This window comes from Sorangium sp. So ce1504, from assembly GCF_051521635.1.
Classification (GTDB): Bacteria; Myxococcota_A; Polyangia; order Polyangiales; family Polyangiaceae; genus Sorangium; species Sorangium cellulosum_B.
Map to the genome: position 1 here is coordinate 8,806,128 of NZ_CP150365.1, position 16,453 is coordinate 8,822,580.

General features: G+C 72.0%; 16 protein-coding genes and 1 tRNA gene. 13 read left to right on the plus strand and 4 right to left on the minus strand.

Annotation, left to right across the window (positions count from 1 at the left end; genetic code table 11):
- The first annotated feature begins 55 nt into the window (after positions 1-55).
- The 3 genes from WMF39_RS33135 (at position 56) to WMF39_RS33145 (ending at position 3,557) form a co-directional block, all read left to right on the plus strand.
- Positions 56-1,156 carry a histone deacetylase family protein gene (locus WMF39_RS33135; RefSeq protein WP_437740476.1) on the plus strand — a complete coding sequence of 367 codons (1,101 nt, stop codon included), beginning with the start codon at positions 56-58 and terminating at the stop codon, positions 1,154-1,156.
- Positions 1,157-1,440: 284 nt separating this feature from the next.
- Positions 1,441-1,516: transfer RNA gene (locus WMF39_RS33140), tRNA-His, on the plus strand.
- A gap of 658 nt (positions 1,517-2,174) precedes the next feature.
- Entirely contained in the window at positions 2,175-3,557 is a 1,383-nt protein-coding gene (locus tag WMF39_RS33145) for a hypothetical protein (RefSeq protein WP_437740477.1), read from the plus strand.
- An 83-nt stretch (positions 3,558-3,640) separates the two neighbouring features.
- Here the strand turns inward: WMF39_RS33145 and WMF39_RS33150 are convergent, their stop codons facing one another.
- A complete protein-coding gene (locus tag WMF39_RS33150) occupies positions 3,641-3,922 on the minus strand; it encodes a hypothetical protein (RefSeq protein WP_437709444.1) in 282 nt (93 codons plus the stop codon).
- Between the two features lie 356 nt (positions 3,923-4,278).
- Here WMF39_RS33150 and WMF39_RS33155 point away from each other — a divergent pair, with 356 nt between their 5' ends.
- Both WMF39_RS33155 and WMF39_RS33160 read left to right on the plus strand, forming a co-directional pair.
- Entirely contained in the window at positions 4,279-4,782 is a 504-nt protein-coding gene (locus WMF39_RS33155) for a response regulator (RefSeq protein WP_437740478.1), read from the plus strand.
- Between the two features lie 155 nt (positions 4,783-4,937).
- The gene (locus tag WMF39_RS33160) at positions 4,938-5,372 is read left to right on the plus strand and encodes a YqaA family protein (protein ID WP_437740479.1); all 435 of its coding nucleotides are present in this window, start codon (positions 4,938-4,940) and stop codon (positions 5,370-5,372) included.
- 17 nt (positions 5,373-5,389) lie between these two features.
- On the opposite strand, the gene WMF39_RS33165 is transcribed toward WMF39_RS33160, so the two are convergent.
- The gene (locus tag WMF39_RS33165; protein ID WP_437740480.1) at positions 5,390-6,055 is read right to left on the minus strand and encodes a hypothetical protein; all 666 of its coding nucleotides are present in this window, start codon (positions 6,053-6,055) and stop codon (positions 5,390-5,392) included.
- Positions 6,056-6,220: 165 nt separating this feature from the next.
- Between WMF39_RS33165 and WMF39_RS33170 the strand changes: the two genes are divergently transcribed.
- The 4 genes from WMF39_RS33170 (at position 6,221) to WMF39_RS33185 (ending at position 9,954) form a co-directional block, all read left to right on the plus strand.
- The gene (locus tag WMF39_RS33170) at positions 6,221-7,132 is read left to right on the plus strand and encodes a hypothetical protein (protein WP_437740481.1); all 912 of its coding nucleotides are present in this window, start codon (positions 6,221-6,223) and stop codon (positions 7,130-7,132) included.
- Between the two features lie 19 nt (positions 7,133-7,151).
- Positions 7,152-8,036, plus strand: a complete 885-nt coding sequence (locus WMF39_RS33175) for a protein kinase domain-containing protein (protein ID WP_437740482.1) — start codon at positions 7,152-7,154, stop codon at positions 8,034-8,036.
- Between the two features lie 62 nt (positions 8,037-8,098).
- The gene (locus tag WMF39_RS33180; protein ID WP_437294037.1) at positions 8,099-9,289 is read left to right on the plus strand and encodes a cystathionine gamma-synthase; all 1,191 of its coding nucleotides are present in this window, start codon (positions 8,099-8,101) and stop codon (positions 9,287-9,289) included.
- Between the two features lie 104 nt (positions 9,290-9,393).
- The gene (locus WMF39_RS33185; RefSeq protein ID WP_437740483.1) at positions 9,394-9,954 is read left to right on the plus strand and encodes a hypothetical protein; all 561 of its coding nucleotides are present in this window, start codon (positions 9,394-9,396) and stop codon (positions 9,952-9,954) included.
- A 71-nt stretch (positions 9,955-10,025) separates the two neighbouring features.
- Here the strand turns inward: WMF39_RS33185 and WMF39_RS33190 are convergent, their stop codons facing one another.
- Together WMF39_RS33190 and frr are read right to left on the minus strand one after the other, a co-directional pair.
- Entirely contained in the window at positions 10,026-10,889 is an 864-nt protein-coding gene (locus tag WMF39_RS33190; protein WP_275935412.1) for a Stp1/IreP family PP2C-type Ser/Thr phosphatase, read from the minus strand.
- A 545-nt stretch (positions 10,890-11,434) separates the two neighbouring features.
- Positions 11,435-11,992, minus strand: a complete 558-nt coding sequence (gene frr, locus WMF39_RS33195) for a ribosome recycling factor (protein ID WP_437543352.1) — start codon at positions 11,990-11,992, stop codon at positions 11,435-11,437.
- A gap of 276 nt (positions 11,993-12,268) precedes the next feature.
- Between frr and WMF39_RS33200 the strand changes: the two genes are divergently transcribed.
- The 4 genes from WMF39_RS33200 (at position 12,269) to WMF39_RS33215 (ending at position 16,429) form a co-directional block, all read left to right on the plus strand.
- A complete protein-coding gene (locus tag WMF39_RS33200; protein WP_437740484.1) occupies positions 12,269-13,867 on the plus strand; it encodes a sigma-54-dependent transcriptional regulator in 1,599 nt (532 codons plus the stop codon).
- A gap of 162 nt (positions 13,868-14,029) precedes the next feature.
- Positions 14,030-14,503: a peroxiredoxin gene (locus WMF39_RS33205; RefSeq protein WP_437543356.1), complete on the plus strand. Its 474-nt coding sequence runs from the start codon at positions 14,030-14,032 to the stop codon at positions 14,501-14,503.
- Between the two features lie 14 nt (positions 14,504-14,517).
- Complete coding sequence (locus WMF39_RS33210) at positions 14,518-15,168, plus strand: DNA-3-methyladenine glycosylase (protein WP_437740485.1); 651 nt, start codon at positions 14,518-14,520, stop codon at positions 15,166-15,168.
- A 67-nt stretch (positions 15,169-15,235) separates the two neighbouring features.
- Positions 15,236-16,429: a hypothetical protein gene (locus WMF39_RS33215; RefSeq protein ID WP_437740486.1), complete on the plus strand. Its 1,194-nt coding sequence runs from the start codon at positions 15,236-15,238 to the stop codon at positions 16,427-16,429.
- Positions 16,430-16,453 lie beyond the last annotated feature (24 nt).

Sequence of the window (16,453 nt, forward strand, 5' to 3'; positions counted from 1 at the left end):
GGCTCAGGGCAAGCTACCATCCGCTGCGGCGCTGCTACAACTCTCCACCCAGCTCATGGTGCACTTGAATCAGCCGCACTCCGAAGCCCCGCGCCTCTACGTCGTCGACGACGCGCTGTTCGAGCAACATCGCTCGCGAGGCGCGCACCCTGAGCGCCCGGAGCGCCTCGAAGCCGCCCGCCGCGCCATCGAGCGCTGCGCCGCGGCCGGCCTCTCGCTGGAGCACGTGGCGTCGCGCGACGCCACCGAGGAAGAGCTCGCCCGGGTGCACGCCCCGCGGTACCTGGAGTCGCTCGGCCGGCTCAGCGGCCACTATGCGGCGCTCGACCCCGACACGTACGTGGTCCCGCGCTCGGTCGAGGCGGCGAGGCGCGGCGCGGGCGCCGCGGTGGCGCTGGTCGACGCGGTGCTCGCCGGCCCCGGCCGGCTCGGGGTCGCGCTGCTCCGTCCGCCCGGCCACCACGCCACGCGCGACGCCGGCATGGGCTTCTGTCTCCTGAACAACGTCGCCGTGGCGGCGCGGGCGGCGCTGAGCAGCGGGCTCTCGCGGGTCGCGGTGGTCGACTTCGACGTGCACCACGGCAACGGCACGCAGGACATCTTCTGGGACGATCCGCGGGTGCTGTTCTGCTCGCTGCACCAGTGGCCATTCTATCCCGGCACCGGCGCCGCCAGCGAGCTCGGCGGAGGCGACGGCGCCGGTTACACGGTGAACGTGCCGCTGTCCGACGGCGCGACGGACGCGGTCTACGAGGCTGCGTTCGACGAGCTCCTCCTTCCGGTGCTCGACGAGTATGCGCCCGAGCTGATCCTGGTCTCGGCGGGGTTCGACGCGCACGAGCGCGATCCGATGGCGGCGATGAAGCTGTCGCGCGCCGCGTACGCGGCGATGGGCCGCCGGCTCGCGGCGATGGCGACCGCGAAGGCGGGGGGGCGGCTCGCCATCTTCCTGGAGGGCGGCTACGACCTGACCGCGCTCGAGGGCTCGCTCACGGCGGCGCTGCTCGCGGCGTCCGGCTGCGAGGCAGCAGACGACCCGGCTGGAGCGTCGGTGCCGCCGGCGCAGCCCGCGCAGCGCGCGCCGATCTCGACCCGCCACCGCGCGGACCTGGACCGGGCCCGCCGGGCCGCGCTGCGCCGGTGGACGACGCTCTGAGCGAGGCGACCGGCGGCGTGCGCCGGGAAAACCGGGGCCGAGGCGTGAACGGGGCCGGGGCGGAGGCCGCCGGAGAGCCGCTGTCCCGCGGGGATCCTCTGCCTGGAGGAGGTCGGCGCCTCCTTTGGAGGGGGGTCAGGGCGGGAAGCCGGGGCGGGGAGCTCGAAAGGTGGGGGATCCAGGGTGCGGCTAGAAGAGCGACACGCGGTGCGTTTCCGTGATTGCACTCTGCGCGGAGCTGAGTATTCTGCCAGGCCTTCGCAGCCCACGGGCCGTGAAGAACGGTGGGTATAGCTCAGTTGGTAGAGCACTGGATTGTGGCTCCAGTTGTCGCGGGTTCGAATCCCGTTACTCACCCCAGGTAGGACAGGCCGAGGCCGCCCAGCAGCGGTGGCCTCGGGGTCTCGTCGGCGCGAGAGCACGAAGGCGGAGCCGCAGGCACGCTGATTCGTGCCCGCCGGGCTCCTCGCTGGCGCTCCACGAGTTCGACCGCGACGCGTCGACAGGGAGCGAGCAACGACCGGCGCATCGCGAGAGACCGCGACGCTGACGCGCGATCAGCTGACACCTGACGCGCGCCGTGGCCTCGGGCCCCGAGCCCCGGCTCGACTGTGCCGAGCCGCCGCGCCCTGTCCGCGGAGAGCGACGCGCGCTCTCCGCGACCTTCCTTCCTCCATCCATCCACGAGCCGAACGGCGTTCCCCTTGGTCGACGCCGCGCGAGCGCGTCCCGACCCCGGTCCGAGGCTCGGCGCCGCCCGAGACCCTCCATGAGCGCGACCGCGCGCCACACCACGAGCGCGCTCGCACGCCACCACGAGCGCGCTCGGACACCCCATCATGGACGAGCTCGCACGGCTTCGCGAATCGCTCGCTTCGATAAGCGCCCTTCGCGCGCCTCGGAGCTATCGATTCATGGATATCCACCCATCGCAGTGAGCCGTTACCCATTCTCCCGGAGACAGCAAGTCTCATTTTTGCAACCGACTCGCCACAATCCCCGCGTAGCGTCCGCGCGCATGAAGACCACTCTCCCCGGGAGACGCGCGTCGACGGCGCGCCTCATCTCCGCTGCTTTCATCGCGATCAGCGCACCTCAGCTCGCGGCGTGCGCCGTGGATTCGAGCGATGCCGCGGATCCTACCGAGTTGCCGGCCCCCGGCGCCGTCGATGTCGTCCGCCCGCTCACGCTCTCGGACCGCGCTCGTGTGCCCGAGAAGGAGCCGGGGTTCGTCGCCGCGGCGCTCGGGGACCACGAGCTCGTCATCACCCATGACGGCAGCATGACGCCCTTCGCCGCCGGCGACGTGCTCGGCGGCACGCAGGGAGGCGGCTACCTCGCCCGCGTCGTGAGCGTACGCACGATCGACGCGACGCGGGTGGCGCTCGCGACGACGCCCGCTCCTCTGACGGAGTTCATCACCGAGGGCCATTTCCACGTCCACTACGACGCGCGCGAGTACGCGCGCGCCATCGACGATCACGCCGCGCGCACCCGCGAGCTCGGCGTGGAGGACGGCGAGCAGATCGCGAGCGCGGCGGAGGCCCTGAAGATCTCGTCCGGCGCCTCCATGAAGCTCCTCGATCTCTCCTCGGCCTCGCTCCCGGCGTCGTGCGGGGTCACCGCGCACGGGACGGCGGCGCTCGACGTCACGGCCGAGCTCTCGCCGGCGCTCGACCTCGAGGTCCACGTCGGCCCGAGGGGCAAGCTCAACCCGGTGCCGGAGCTGAAGCAGCTCCGCCTCGTCGCGTCGGGCCAGCTCGACGTGAGCGCCAGGCTCCAGGGCACCGGCACGGTCACGGGGAGCTGCTCTGTCGATCTCCTGGAGCTCGCCGGGGGCATCCCGAGCCTGCCGCTGCCGACGCTGACCTTCTGGGTGGGCCCCGTCCCCATCGTCGTCACGACGGACGTCGTGCCGAGAGCGAACGCGGATCTGGGGCTGTCCTTCACGGCCGCCGAGGTGGAGGCCGTGGCGCAGGCGACCGCCGAGATCGAGGCCGGGGTCGACTACAGGAACGGCACGTGGAGCACGATCTGGGAGCCCTCCGGCTCGGCCTCGGGCTCGGCCTCCATCGGCGCGCCCGGCCCGATCACGGCGTCCGGCAAGGTGAGCGCCGGCGCGGAGCTCCGGGCGCGCCTGTACGGCATCGTCGGCCCGAACGTCGGAGTCCAGGCGTACGCGCGCGTCACGGCGGAGACCGCGCCGCCCTACTGCTCGTACGACGCGCGGGTCGACGGCGGCGTGCGGGCTTACGCCGAGGCGGTGGCAGGTGTGTCGGTCGGCCCGCTGGATCTGACGCTCAAGCGCCTCGAGCTCGTCGATCTCGAGCTCCTGCGCTTCGACGGACCGCGCGCCTCGGGCCCGCTCCGCGACGCGCCCGAGTGCGACGCGGAGCCCTGATCGCGCCGCCCCTCATCGCGCCCTCTGTCCGGGAGGCGAGGCGCCCCCGCCTCCCCGCGCGCGGGGAGGCGGGGGCGCCGCGCTCAAGGGTCCGCGCACGCGACGTAATCACAGGACGCCTCGTTCACGCACTCCTCGGTTCGCTCCACGAGGTCATTCCCCTCGAGGCCGAGGCACGCGGTCTCGCAGCTGGTCTTGCTCGGCGGCGGAGCGTCGTTCTCCTCCGCGCAGAGGATGCGGTGCTTGCAGAGCTCACTGCATGCGTTCAGGATCTCTTCGTCTTTGCACCCCGCGGCCCCCGCGGCAAAGAGGCCGAGAACGGCGGCGATGACGAGCGGGATCGATCGGAGTTCTGCGTTCTTCATGGGCAGCTCACCTCGGTTGTGGAACGGAGATTCTCCCCGGCGAGCGACCCGCTGCCGACCGGCAGCCCGCGTCAGCCCACGAGAAGAAGGCGAGCGCGCGACCCGGCACGGTAGCAGCGCTTTGCAGAAGGCCAGCGCGCCTCACCATGAGGCCACGCCTCCGCGCAGAGCATAGACGAATCCCTGGCCCCCGCCCACCGCGCGGCGGCAGCGGGAACGGAGATGACGCGAAGACCTCGGCCCCGCGCCGACGTCATCTCGGTTCGCGCTGCCGCACCCCCGCGCTGGCTCGATGCGCCGGGCGTGGTACATTGCGTCATCGCGCGTCCTGACGCGCCCTCCACGATCGACGACGAATGCCCTCCAAGGAATCCGACACCCTGCTCGAAGCCGATCCAGCCGAGCGACCGGATCGCGAGAAGCCCGAGTCCACGCGGCTCCCTCTCGTGCTCTTGGTCGACGGGGACAGGAGCATCTGGCAGCCGCTCGGCGCCCTCCTCTCGAAGCGATATCGCCTCGTCGTATGCTCCTCGGCCGTGGACGGGGTCGCCGCCTTCACCGAGGACACGTGCGCGGTGATCGTCGATGTGCGGATGTCAGGGCTGGAGGGATTCTGGGTCTGCGACCAGATCCGCAAGGTGCAGCCGGAAGTGCCCGTGATCTTCTATTCGGCTCATCACGACGAGAAGGACTCGTTCGAGGTCATCAACGCGCACCGGCCCTTCGCCTATGTCGACAAGCACGGCGCGGAGCAAAAGCTCCTCGACGCCCTCGAGAAGGCGACGCAGATATTTCAAAGCACCCTCCGCAGCAGACGGATCATCGAGCGGCTGCAGCGCCGCCGGCTGGAGGCGGTCTGACACCTCGGCAGGGCGAGCCGCGCCCGCGCGGCGATCGGCGAGATCTGTGGCGCACGCTGGTCCAGCTGGCGCTCAGCCTGTCCGCGCTCTTCGCCGGGATCGCGCTCGCGGCGCACCTCGCCCGCGAGCAGCTCGACGCGCTCGGCCGCGGGTTCGTGGACCGCTTCGGCCTCGCCGGGATGTTCGTCGGCACCTTCCTCGCCGACGCGTTCTCGTTCCCGATCCCGCCGCAGTTCTACATGCTGACGGCGATCACCTCGGGTGGCTCGCAGGTCGCGCCCCTGATCGCCATCTCGACCGCCTCGCTCGTCGGCGGCTGCACGGGTTACCGCCTCGCCGGCCGCCTCGCGCGGATCCGCCTCTTCGCGGCGCGCATCGAGCGGACGCGACCCAGGATAGACCGGCTCTTCGAGCGTTACGGCTACTGGGCGATCGCGATCGGGAGCATCTCGCCGATCCCCTTCTCGATGCTCTGTTACCTGTCCGGGCTGTACCGGGTCCCGCTGCGCTACTTCTTGACCATGGTGCTGTTCCGGGTGCCCCGGCTCCTCCTCTTCTACGCGCTCATCCGGGCGGGATGGAGCCAGTGAAGCCGGCGGCGTGAGCGCTACCTGGGGCTGTCCGTCTCCTCTGGCGACGGGTTCACCCTGACGCGCTCCAGGATCTGGTCGACCATGCCGAGATCGATCCCGGAGCGCTGCTCCACGACGTTCCTGGAGAACAGCCGAGTCGCCTCCTTCGCGAGCTCCTCGTCCGGGAGGAACGGCCGCGCGGGCGACCGCGGCGCCGGCAGGCCGATCTCCTTCTCGAGCTCGGAGATCGCCCGGATCATCTCCTGGTAGCAGGCGGAGGCGATCTGCACGGCGAACGGGAACACCTGGACGTTGCCCCGGCCGGCGCGCACGGCGTGCAGCGTCGCGGCGGCCTGCTCGGCGAACTGGCGACTCCCGTACGCGTTGGCCATCTGCGCGTACATCGCGATGGACTCCTGGTCCGCCGCGAGGTCCTCCTCCTTCGTGCGCGGCGCTCCGGACGAGGGCACCGACGACCACCGGACGATCATCCGCGCGTAGTCGTCGAGCGCGCGCCGCTGGAGGGCCAGTCGCTCCAAGAGCGCTTCTCGCCGCTGTCTCTGGAGCTCCGCCTTCTCCTCGTGCTCGGCCCGCCGCTCCGCGCTGAGATCCGCCGATCTCCGCGCCAGGTAAGCGCCGATGAAGAGGGCGACGCCGTTGCTGACGGCGATGAAGAGCATCTCCAAGATCTTGGGATCCATGCCGGTGCCCACGACTTCTATCACGTTCGCGCTGAACGCAGTGAGTAGCCGCAGGATGCGGAGAAAAGTTGGCCGCCGCCCTCCTCCCGTGCAGGTGCGCCGTCATCCCACAGGCGGCCGGGGCCGCGCTCGGAGCCGCGCGGGCAGGCATGATAGGATGTCCGCATGACCGGTTCACTCGACGCCGGGGCCGGCCCGCACCTCGATGGGCTCGCGGGCCCGCTGCGCGAGGCGCTGGAGAGGAGCCTCGCCGACCGGCTCGCGCGCTGCCCCGGGGCGGAGCTCAACCTGGACAACGCGTTCTGGGGCGCCCCCGAGCCGCGCGACCTCGGCGAGGCGCTCACCCGGTTCGGGCCGACGTGCGTCAACGTCGTTGTGCGCATCTTCGAGCGTATCCGCGGCGTCGACCCGACGCTCGGCCTGTGGATGCAGATCAGGTATCTGCGCAACGTCTGGTGCGGCGGGAGCGCCGGATTCAAAGTGGTCTACGTGGAGCCGGCGGCCATGCGCGAGCGCCTCGATCGCCACTTCGCGGGAGCGGGCGGCCGCCGCGTGGCGCGCGACACGATCCTCGGGGGGATCGAGCACCAGCGGGGCGCGCTGCTCGGCTCGCTCGCGGCGAGCATGGCGGAGCTCTTCCGGGGCGGCGAGCCGCTCGACGCGGACAGCTGGCGCGAGGTGCACCAGCCGGATCGGGAGGCGGTTCACCTCTGCGTCGGCAAGCACGACCCGCGGCCGCCGGAGCTCGACGACATTCACCTCGACTGGAGGTCGCCGGTGGTGGGCGTCGACGAGGAGCGCCGCCGCTGCCAGTACGGGCTCCTCATCGGCGTGGTCCACTGGGTGCAGGCGCGATTCGGGCTCGGCAAGCCGGTGTTTCCGTTCCAGAGCATCGATGACAGGGTCGCCGCCCTGGCCGGGCGCCGCGAGGCACCGGCGCGCTGGGCCGAGTTTGCGGCGCGCTGGCGCGACGCGCGGTGGCCGCTCGCGCTGCGCGGCGGCGCCGGCGCAGAGGAGGCGCAGACGTGGCTTCGCGAGTGCGACGAGCTGGTCGCCGCGCAGCGCGCGGACGCGTGAGAGGTGACAGGCGGCCGGCATGCCCTACCCCGCTCCCGACGGCACCCAGCTGATCGAGCACCTCGGCGCCGGCGCCACGTTCGACGTCGCGCTGGTGCGGCTCGGAAGCCCGCCGCCCGGCCCCACGCTGGTGTGCAAGCGCCTCGTCCCCGGCGTCCTCCACGAGCACGCGGGGCGGGCCGCCATGGTCCGCGAGGCGAAGGTCCTCTCCCTCGTTCGCCACCCTGCCCTGCCCGCGCTCGCGCGCGTCGGCGCCGATCGCCACGGCCCATTCCTCCTCGAGAGCCGGCGCGAGGGCACCTCCCTCCGCGACGTGCTCGACGGATGGCGCCGCCTCGGCCGGCCGCCGCCCGCGTCGCTCATCACCCACGTCGTCAGGACCGCGATCGAGACGCTCGCCGAGCTCCAGGAGCTCGAGGACGCCGGAGGCCCGATCCGCTTCGTTCACGGCGATCTCGGCCCTGATCACGTGCTGCTGGGTCCGCTCGGCGATATCGGCCTCGTCGACCTCGGCGCCGCGCGGTTCCGCGGCATGGATCCGGACCTCGAGACCGCCGACCGGGGCACGGTTCCCTTCGTTGCCCCCGAGATCGCCCGCGGCGAATCCCCGCCGACCCAGCGCGGCGACGTCTACTCCATGGCGGCGACCCTCGTCTCCTTCGCCACCGGCGCGCCCCTCACGCGCGCGCGCGAGCAGGCCGCGGCGCTCGTCGAGATCAGCGAATCTGGCCTCTGCCTCGACCCGCTCTCCGTCACGGACGCGCTCTCGCCGGGGCAGCGCCGAGCGCTCGCTCGCGCGCTCGATCGCGATCCGCAGCGCCGCGTCGGGACGGCGCGGGCGCTGCTCGACGCGCTCGACGCGGCCGCTCCGCGGGCCGAGGGCGGCGCCGAGTCAGCGCGCTGACTCGGCTCTCCTGCGCGCCAAAACCGTGGACGCACGCGGCCCATGAGATAAGTCTCGCCCGCATGAAGCCCCACCTAGGTCACGACAAGCTCGGCCTCGACACGCTCGCGATCCACGCCGGACAGCCGCCGGATCCGACGAGCGGCGCGGTCATGACGCCGATCGTCCTCTCGAGCACCTTCGCCCAGGAGCGGCCGGGCCACCACAAGGGGTTCGAGTACTCCCGCAGCGGCAACCCCACCCGCAAGGCGCTCGAGGAGTGCATCGCCGCGCTCGAGGGGGGGCGCCACGGCTTCGCCTTCGGCAGCGGCTCCGCGGCGACCGCCACCCTGCTCCACACGCTCCGCCCGGGAGATCACGTGCTCTCGGGCGATGACGTCTACGGCGGCACCTTCCGGCTCTTCGACAAGGTCATGCGGCCGATGGGCCTCGCCTCGACCTCGGTCGACATGAGCGACCTCGACGTCGTCCGCAAGGCCCTCACCCCGGCCACGCGGATGATCTGGATCGAGACCCCGACGAACCCGATGCTCAAGATCTTCGACATCGCAGGGCTCGCCGAGATCGCACGCGCGCACGGGGCGCTGCTCGTCGTCGACAACACCTTCGCCACGCCGGTGCTCCAGCGGCCGCTCGACCTCGGCGCTCACGTCGTGGCGCACTCGAGCACGAAGTACCTGAACGGGCACTCGGACGTCGTCAGCGGCGCGCTGGTCACGTCCGAGGACGCGCTCGCGGAGCGGGTCGGGTTCCTGCAGAACGCGATCGGCGCCGTCCCGAGCCCGTTCGACTGCTACCTCGTTCTCCGCGGGATCAAGACGCTCGGCGTGCGCGTGCGCCAGCAGTGCGCGTCGGCCGCGCTCATCGCCGGGAGGCTCGCCGGGCACCCCGCCGTCCAGGCGGTGCACTACCCCGGCCTCCCCACGCACGCCGGCCACGCGCTCGCCGCGCGGCAGATGCGCGCGCCCGGGGCGATGATCTCGTTCGTCGTGCGCGGCGGCCTCCCCGTCGCCTCGAGGTTCCTCGAGCGGCTCGCGATCTTCGCCTGCGCCGAGAGCCTCGGCGGCGTCGAGTCGCTCGCCGAGCACCCCGCCCTCATGACCCACGCCTCCGTGCCCGCGGCGGCGCGGGAGGCGCTCGGCATCGCCGACGGCCTCCTCCGGCTCTCGGTGGGCCTGGAGGCCACCGAGGACCTCTGGAACGACGTCGCCCAGGCGCTGGACGACGCGCAGGCGCGCGCGGCGGGCACGTGAGCGCGGCGGGCACGTGCGGCGCTGCCGCCGTTTGATCGCGGACCCCCGAGTACGATAGAAGCGAGGAGCGGCCTCGGGGCCGCCACCTACCACCGGAGCTTTCCATGCGTCTCGCTCGCCTCAGCTTCGTGCCCGTGCTCGGCCTCCTCCCCCTCCTCGGCCTCGGCTGCAGCGGCGCGGAGCCGCCGACCCCGCGCGGCGCATACAAGATGAACTTCGCCGACCCGGGCATCGACTGCTCCGCACCGGGGCATATTGCGACCCTTGGCGACGTGACCGATATCCAGAAGGCCCGGCTGGTCACCGACGGCGAGGACAGCGCCTCGATCGACTGCTCCGTGTCCGGCTCGGGCACCTTCTCCGTCTCGGCGATGGCCAAGAACCCCGCCGAAGCCGCGGAGATCCACGTCAAGATCGACGCCATCTCCCCTGCGGCGACCCAGGACGCGCCGGCCAGCGGCAGCATCAGTTTCTCCTCGGCGAGGACAGGGGGCCAGACCTTCTACTCCGATACGGCCACCCCGTGTAAGTTCTGGTTCGAGGGCAAGCAGGGCGTCGACGCGGGCAAGATCTGGGTCGGCTTCGAGTGCCCGGCGATGCTGAACGAAGGCGAGATATGCCAGCTCAGGCTGGGCGTCCTGGCCTTCGACAGCTGCGGAGGCTGAGCGGCGCTGGCTGCTGGCTGCTGACAGGCGGGCGCGCTGGGGGCGCCCCGCACGTCCGCCCTTCCCGCGCGTCAGCTCTTCTCGGAGCGCGAGGCCGACACCGCCGGGACCGTCGACCGATCGCCCATGCTGACCTGCTGCGAGTCGGCGGGCGGACCGATCGTCGCGCTGTTCGGGAGCTCGGCGTCGTCCTGCTCGTCGATCCGGATCACGAGCGCCGTGATGTTGTCCTCTCCGCCGTTCTCGTTCGCCTTGGCGATGAGGCGGCGGCACATCTCCGGGACCTCCTCGGTCGAGCTCACGATGTGGAGGATCTGGTCGTCCGAGAGCATCCCGCTCAGGCCGTCGGAGCAGAGCAGGTAGACATCGCCGGGCTGCGGCTCATCGCTGATCAGATCCACGGAGACGCTGTCGTGCATCCCGAGCGCGCGGGTGATCACGTTGCGCGGAAGCTCGGCCCGCTGCTCCTCGGTGAGCTCGGGCATCGCCATGATGTAGTCGTTGAACAGCGAGTGATCGCGTGTCAGCTGGCTGATCGATCCCTTGCGGACGCGGTACGCGCGGCTGTCGCCGACGTGGCCGACGTAGATCCGGTTCTTCTTCTTCGAGAAGAGCGCCCCCACGACCGTCGTGCCCATCCCGGCGCAGTCGCGCGACCGGATGCTGCGCTCGAAGATCTGGCGGTTCGCGACCCGGATGCCCGCCTGGAGCCGGTTCTCCTCCTCCGACAGGCTGGTGTCGAAGTGGAATGGCCAGGTGGCGTCCTCCCGCGACGTGGACCGGAAGAAGTCCGCGATCGACTCGGTCGCCAGCTTGCTGGCTACGTCCCCCGCGCGGTGGCCCCCCATGCCGTCCGCGACGATGAACAGATCGTACTCCGACAGGACGGCGTAGCTGTCCTCGTTGTGGTCGCGTTGGAGACCAACGTCCGTCATTCCTGAAGCGATCGCTCGCATAACCTCGGGAATCCTTGAGACGGCTCCGGGCCTTCGGCTTCGAACACCAACCATTTCACGCTAGCGAAAACCTGTCAAGCAGGGCCTCTCGCACCGTAATGGGCGTCTTCAGAGCCTTCGCACGCCCAACCGCCGACCTTCCTGATCCTACCGACTCCGACCGGGGGGACCGCAAGCCTCTTTTTCACTTCTTCGCTTCACGGGACGGTTCATTGTGAGCTGGGCTGGTCCCGGGCACGCCTCGCCCCGTGGCGCTCGGACGCAAGCGTCGGCGCGGGCGGCAGCCGCGGGTCGCGCGCGGGCAGGACAACAAGGATGAAGCGTCGCCTGGCCGGGCCGGGCTCGGCGCGCGCGGCGTCACGACACGCTGGGGCGCTGCGCGGCAGGCGATGTCGCGCATCGCACGCCGCCGCGCCGCCCTCTTCGAAGGGCCCGGCCCCATCGCGGGCCGCGGGGAGGGGCGGCCGCACGGCGCTCCCGTCGACCAAGCTCGGTCGCCGACGCCCGCCCGGCCGAGGGCCCGCTCACACGTCCAGGATGTCCTTTTCCTTGCCGGCGATCACCGTGTCGACCTGCTTCGTCCCCTCGGCCACCACGTCGTCGACCTTCTTCTTGGCCCGATCGGCCTCGTCGCCGCTGACGTCGCCGTCCTTCTCGAGCGAGTCGATCATCTCGTTCGCGTCCCGGCGGTGCTTCCGGATGGCGACTTTAGCGTCCTCTCCGTTCTTCTTCGTCAGCTTCACCATCTCCCTGCGCCGCTCCTCCGTCAGCGGCGGGATCGGGAGTCGGATGAGATCCGCGTCCACCTGGGGATTCAGGCCTAGATCGCTCTCCCGGATCGCCTTCTCGATCGCTTTCACCTGGTTCTTCTCCCAGGGCTTGACGCTGATGAGCCGCGGCTCCGGCACGGACACCGTGGCCATCTGCACGATCGGCGTCGGCACGCCGTAGTAGTCGACGCGGATGCCGTCGAGCATGGCCGCGTTCGCGCGCCCGGTGCGCACCTTCGCCAGGTCTCGCCGGAGAGCTTCGATGGCCTTCTCGATCCCTTCGCGCAGCTCCTTGATGACGTCCTCGAGCATGATCCGGCTTCCTCCGTGTGGGGCTCGCCCAGCCCGCCCTCTTCGCGGGCGGGGGCGGAGCTTACCGCGTATTTCCGGGCCGGCGGAGAAATCGATCCGCCCGACCTCGCCGGCGTCGCGGTCGGAAGAGCGCTCGCCTCCGCCTGGGCGCAGGCGGACGCGCACGCGCCCGAGCGCCGCCCCCCTGCTCAGCGCGGAAGGCGCGGAAGGCGCGGAAGCGCGGGAGCGCCGAAGGCAGACGCGCGGCTGGGCGGCGCGACGCGGCGGAATGGCAGCATGCGCGGCGGCGCTCCGGCGCGCGGCGAGAGGGCGGCGAAGGCCGCCGAGCGCGCCACCTCCACTGTCGCGATCGTGCCGAGCTGTAGTAACTCTGGGAGGCAGGGCGACCCGATGCGCGATCTGGACTGGAACAGCTTCGACGTCCTCGTCGTCGACGACGAGCAGGACAACCTCGACGCGTTCCGGTTCGCCTTCAGGAAGTCGTTCAAGATCCATTATGCGCTGGGCGGCGCCGAGGCCCTCTCGCTCCTCGATCGCCTCGATCCTGCGGTGATCGTGGCGGACCAGCGAATGCCGGGGATGAGCGGTATCGAGTTCCTCAAGCAGGCGAAGGAGCGGCGGCCTGACGCGGCGGGCGTGCTGCTCACCGCCTACGCGGACATGACGGTGCTCATCGACGCGGTCAACTCGGGCGCGGTCGACCGGTACGTCCAGAAGCCCTGGAACTCGAGGGAGCTCGCCGTCATCCTCCGGCAGGCGATCGCCGGGGTCGCCACCGTGCGGGAGAACCGGCGGCTGCGCGAGCAGCTCGCGCAGTACGCGGGCTACCTCGAGCGCGAGCAGCGGGACCCGATCGATTTCGGCGAGATCGCCGGCGAGAGCGAGGCCATGCGCGAGGTCGCCGCCCGGATCGGCGAGGTGGCGAAGGCGGCGACGCACGTGCTGATCGAGGGCGAGGAAGGGGCGGAGAAGGAGGTCGTCGCCCGGGCGATCCACGTGGGCTCCCCGCGGGAAGAGCAGCCGTTCGTCAAGGTGACCTGCGCCGCGTTCCGGGGCGACACGCTCGAGCGCGAGCTGTTCGGCTGGCGGCGAGGCGCCTTCGACGGCGCGTTCGCCGAGCGCGCAGGCCGGCTCGAGCTCGCCCACCGGGGGACGATCTACCTCGACGAGCCGGCGCCGCTCACGCCCTCGCTCCAGGCGAGGCTGCTCCGCGTGCTCACCGACGGCGAGGTCGAGCGGCTCGGGTCGACGGAGACCACGCGCGTCGACGTGCGCGTCGTGCTGTCGCTCACGCCCGGCATCGACGAGGCCTGGGCGCGCGCGGGCGTGCTGCCCGAGCTCGTCTCCCGGCTCTCGGTGTTCCCGCTCAGGCTGCCCCCGCTCCGGGAGCGGCGCGAGGACATCCGCGCGCTCGCCGAGCACTTCCTGCGCAAGGTCGCGCGGCGCAACGCCCGCGCGGCCACCGCGCTGTCGGAGGAGGCGCTCGCGAAGCTCGCGGCGTACTCGTGGCCGGGGAACACGCGGGAGCTGGAGAACGTGGTCGAGCGCGCCGCCATCCTGTCGCGCGGCGACGTGATCCTGCCCGAGCACCTCGCGTTCACGGCGCGCGCGCAGCCGGCCGAACCGCCCGCGCGCGCGCCGAGGGCCGCCGCGCCGGCGGAGCCGGAGGCGGACCCGGCCGGAAGAGAGCCCGCCGCGCCGGCGTGCGCGCGGCCAAGGCTCGACCTGAGCTCCCAGCTCGACGACATCGAGCGGCGGGAGCTCCTCGCCGCCCTGGAACGCTGCGGAGGGAACAAGGCGGAGGTCGCCCGGCAGTTCGGCATGCAGCGCACGACCCTCTATTACAGGCTGAAGCGGCTCGGAATCGACGGTTGACGACGGTTGACGACGGTTGACGACGGTTGACGACGGTTGAAGGCGGTCGACGAGGGCCGGCGCTCCCTGACGACACCCGACGGTCGCTGACGGCCCCGCCGGGACGCCGCGGCGCGTGGCCACGGTCGACGCCGGGGACGACTTGCGGCAGATTGCGTCCGCATGCTGAAGGTCGGCGAGCGCGCGCCGGAGATCGACACGCTGGCCATCGACGGCCAGCGCTTCGTGCTGTCGGCGCAGGGTGGGCTCTGCACGGTCGTGTACTTCTTCCCGAAGGCCTTCACGCCCGACTGCACCGTCGAGGCCCAGCTCTTCCGCGACAACCACGCCGAGATCGCGCTCGCGGGCGCCAGCATCGTCGGCGTCAGCACCGACGACCACAGGACGCAGTGCCGGTTCGCCGAGGCGCAGAAGGTCCCTTACCCGATGATCGCCGACCGCGATCGCAGCGTGTGCCGCGCCTACGGCGTCCTCTGGCCGCTCATCGGCCTCGCCCGGCGGATCACCTACGTCGTCACGCCCGCCCTGGAGATCGCGGCGGTCTTCCACCACGAGTTCCAGGCCAGGAAGCACCGCGACGACGTGCTCTCGTTCATCGACAAGCGCTTCCGGGCGGCGCGCCCCCCCGCGGGGTGAGCGCGGAGCCCGCCGTGCGTCCCGCCCCCGAGCCCCGCGCGCCCAGCGAAGGCGCCGCGCTCCTCGAAGGAGCGGCGCCGCTGTCGCGTGACTTCTACGCTCGCCCCGCGCTCGTCGTCGCGCGGGCGTGCATCGGCAAGGTGCTCGTCCACACGACGCCCGAGGGCACCGCCGCCGGACGCATCGTCGAGACCGAGGCGTACCGCGGCCCGGAAGACCTCGCCGCGCACAGCGCGGGCGGGCGACGGACCGTGCGGACGGAGGTCATGTTTGGCCCGGCGGGCTATGCGTATGTGTTCCAGCTCTACGGCATGCACTGGGCGTTCAACCTCGTCGTGGCCTCGGAGGGAGAGCCGCACGCTGTCCTCATCCGCGCCATCGAGCCGATGATCGGCCTCCCGCTCATGAGCCGCCGGCGGGGCGTCGCGCCTGGGCGGATCGAGCTCACCAACGGGCCGGGGAAGCTGTGCAAGGCGCTGGGGCTCGACCGCTCCGCGTACGGGATGGATGTCTGCGGAGCGCAGCTCTCGCTGCTGCCCGGCGCTGCTGGGCCCATCGGCAGGTCGCCTCGCATCAACGTCGACTATGCAGGTGCGTGGGCGAAGAAGCCGTGGCGGTTCTACGAACGCGGCAATCGCTATGTCTCCGTTCCGCCTCGCCATTGAGCGGGCGTGAGGGCGCGAGCGCTCGAAGCGCTCGCGCCCGGGCCCAGGATCGCGCGACAATGGGCTCATGGGATTCTGGCCTTTCGGGGGGCGTGAACCTGCCAACGTCGAGAGCGCGTCGCAGGTTGTCACGGCGGGCACGCATCGGGAGACCCTGCGGGGAAAGTTAACGCTCTATTTCAAGGAGCCGCAGACGCGGAGCGCCGCGGACAGGGCCGCGGAGCGGTGCGCGCAGATCGCCGGCGACCTGCTGCGCGAGACCGCAGAGCACGAGGCGCTCCTCGGCAAGGAGGCGGAGCTCGCCGCGGCCATCGCGGCCCGCGCGCCGCGCGGCCTCCCGGGGCTCCGCGCGATCGAGCTCGCGGCGCTGCACGTCGTGACCGAGCGCACCACGCAGTCGCGGCGCGGCGAACCGACGCTGTCCGTCCAGGATCCCACGCGGATCGCGGGCGCGCGCACGCCATCGAACAAGCCCTCGCCGGGCGGCGTGAGCCGGACCACCGGCGTGCCGCCGGCCAGCAGCCGCGCCCTGGCGCAGGCTCCCGGCGCGCCGCCGACCGTCGGTCGCAGCACGCCGTCGAGCATCCCGCCGCCCATCAGCGTGCGCTCGCCGCCGAGCTCCGGCGCGCAACGCCCCCGCGCCGCCGGAGCGGGCGCCGCGCGGGCGTCGAGCCCGGGGCTCATCGGCTCGCCCCCCACCGTGATCGCGGCCGCGCTCGCGCCGCTCCTTCGCGACGCGTCCACGCGGCTGCTCCTCGGATGCCTGCGGGCGCACGATCTGATCATCGTGCGCCGCATCGCGATCGATCCTGGCGCCGCAGATCAGCTGGCCGCGCTGCTGCCCGTCTCCGAGGCGCCGCCGGGTGAGTTCGAGGCGAGCCGAGCCGCCGAGCTCTCCCGCTGGCACACGGTGCTCGGCTCGCCCGTGATCAGCCAGCTGCGCACGGAGTCGTGCGCGATCAGCGCGCAGAAGGCCCGGGCCGCGCTGGGCGCCGCGAACATCGCGGCGGGCGTCGCGGGGGAGCTGATCGACGCGCTCTGCCGCACCGCCTTCCCGGGCCTCGCGCTGTCGAGCGCCCATATCGATCGCTACGCGGAGCGGGATCTGAACGAGCTGGCGGCCGAGAGCGTGGCGCGCATCCTCCGGCACCCGAACTCGAAGCCGCTCCGCCTCGCGCTCGGCCCGCTGCTCGACGCGGTGCACGGCGACGTGGACGGCATCTCCCGCCTCGCGAAGGCCTCGCTCGGCAGCGCGCACTGAGGCCGATGCCACCGCTCGGCACGT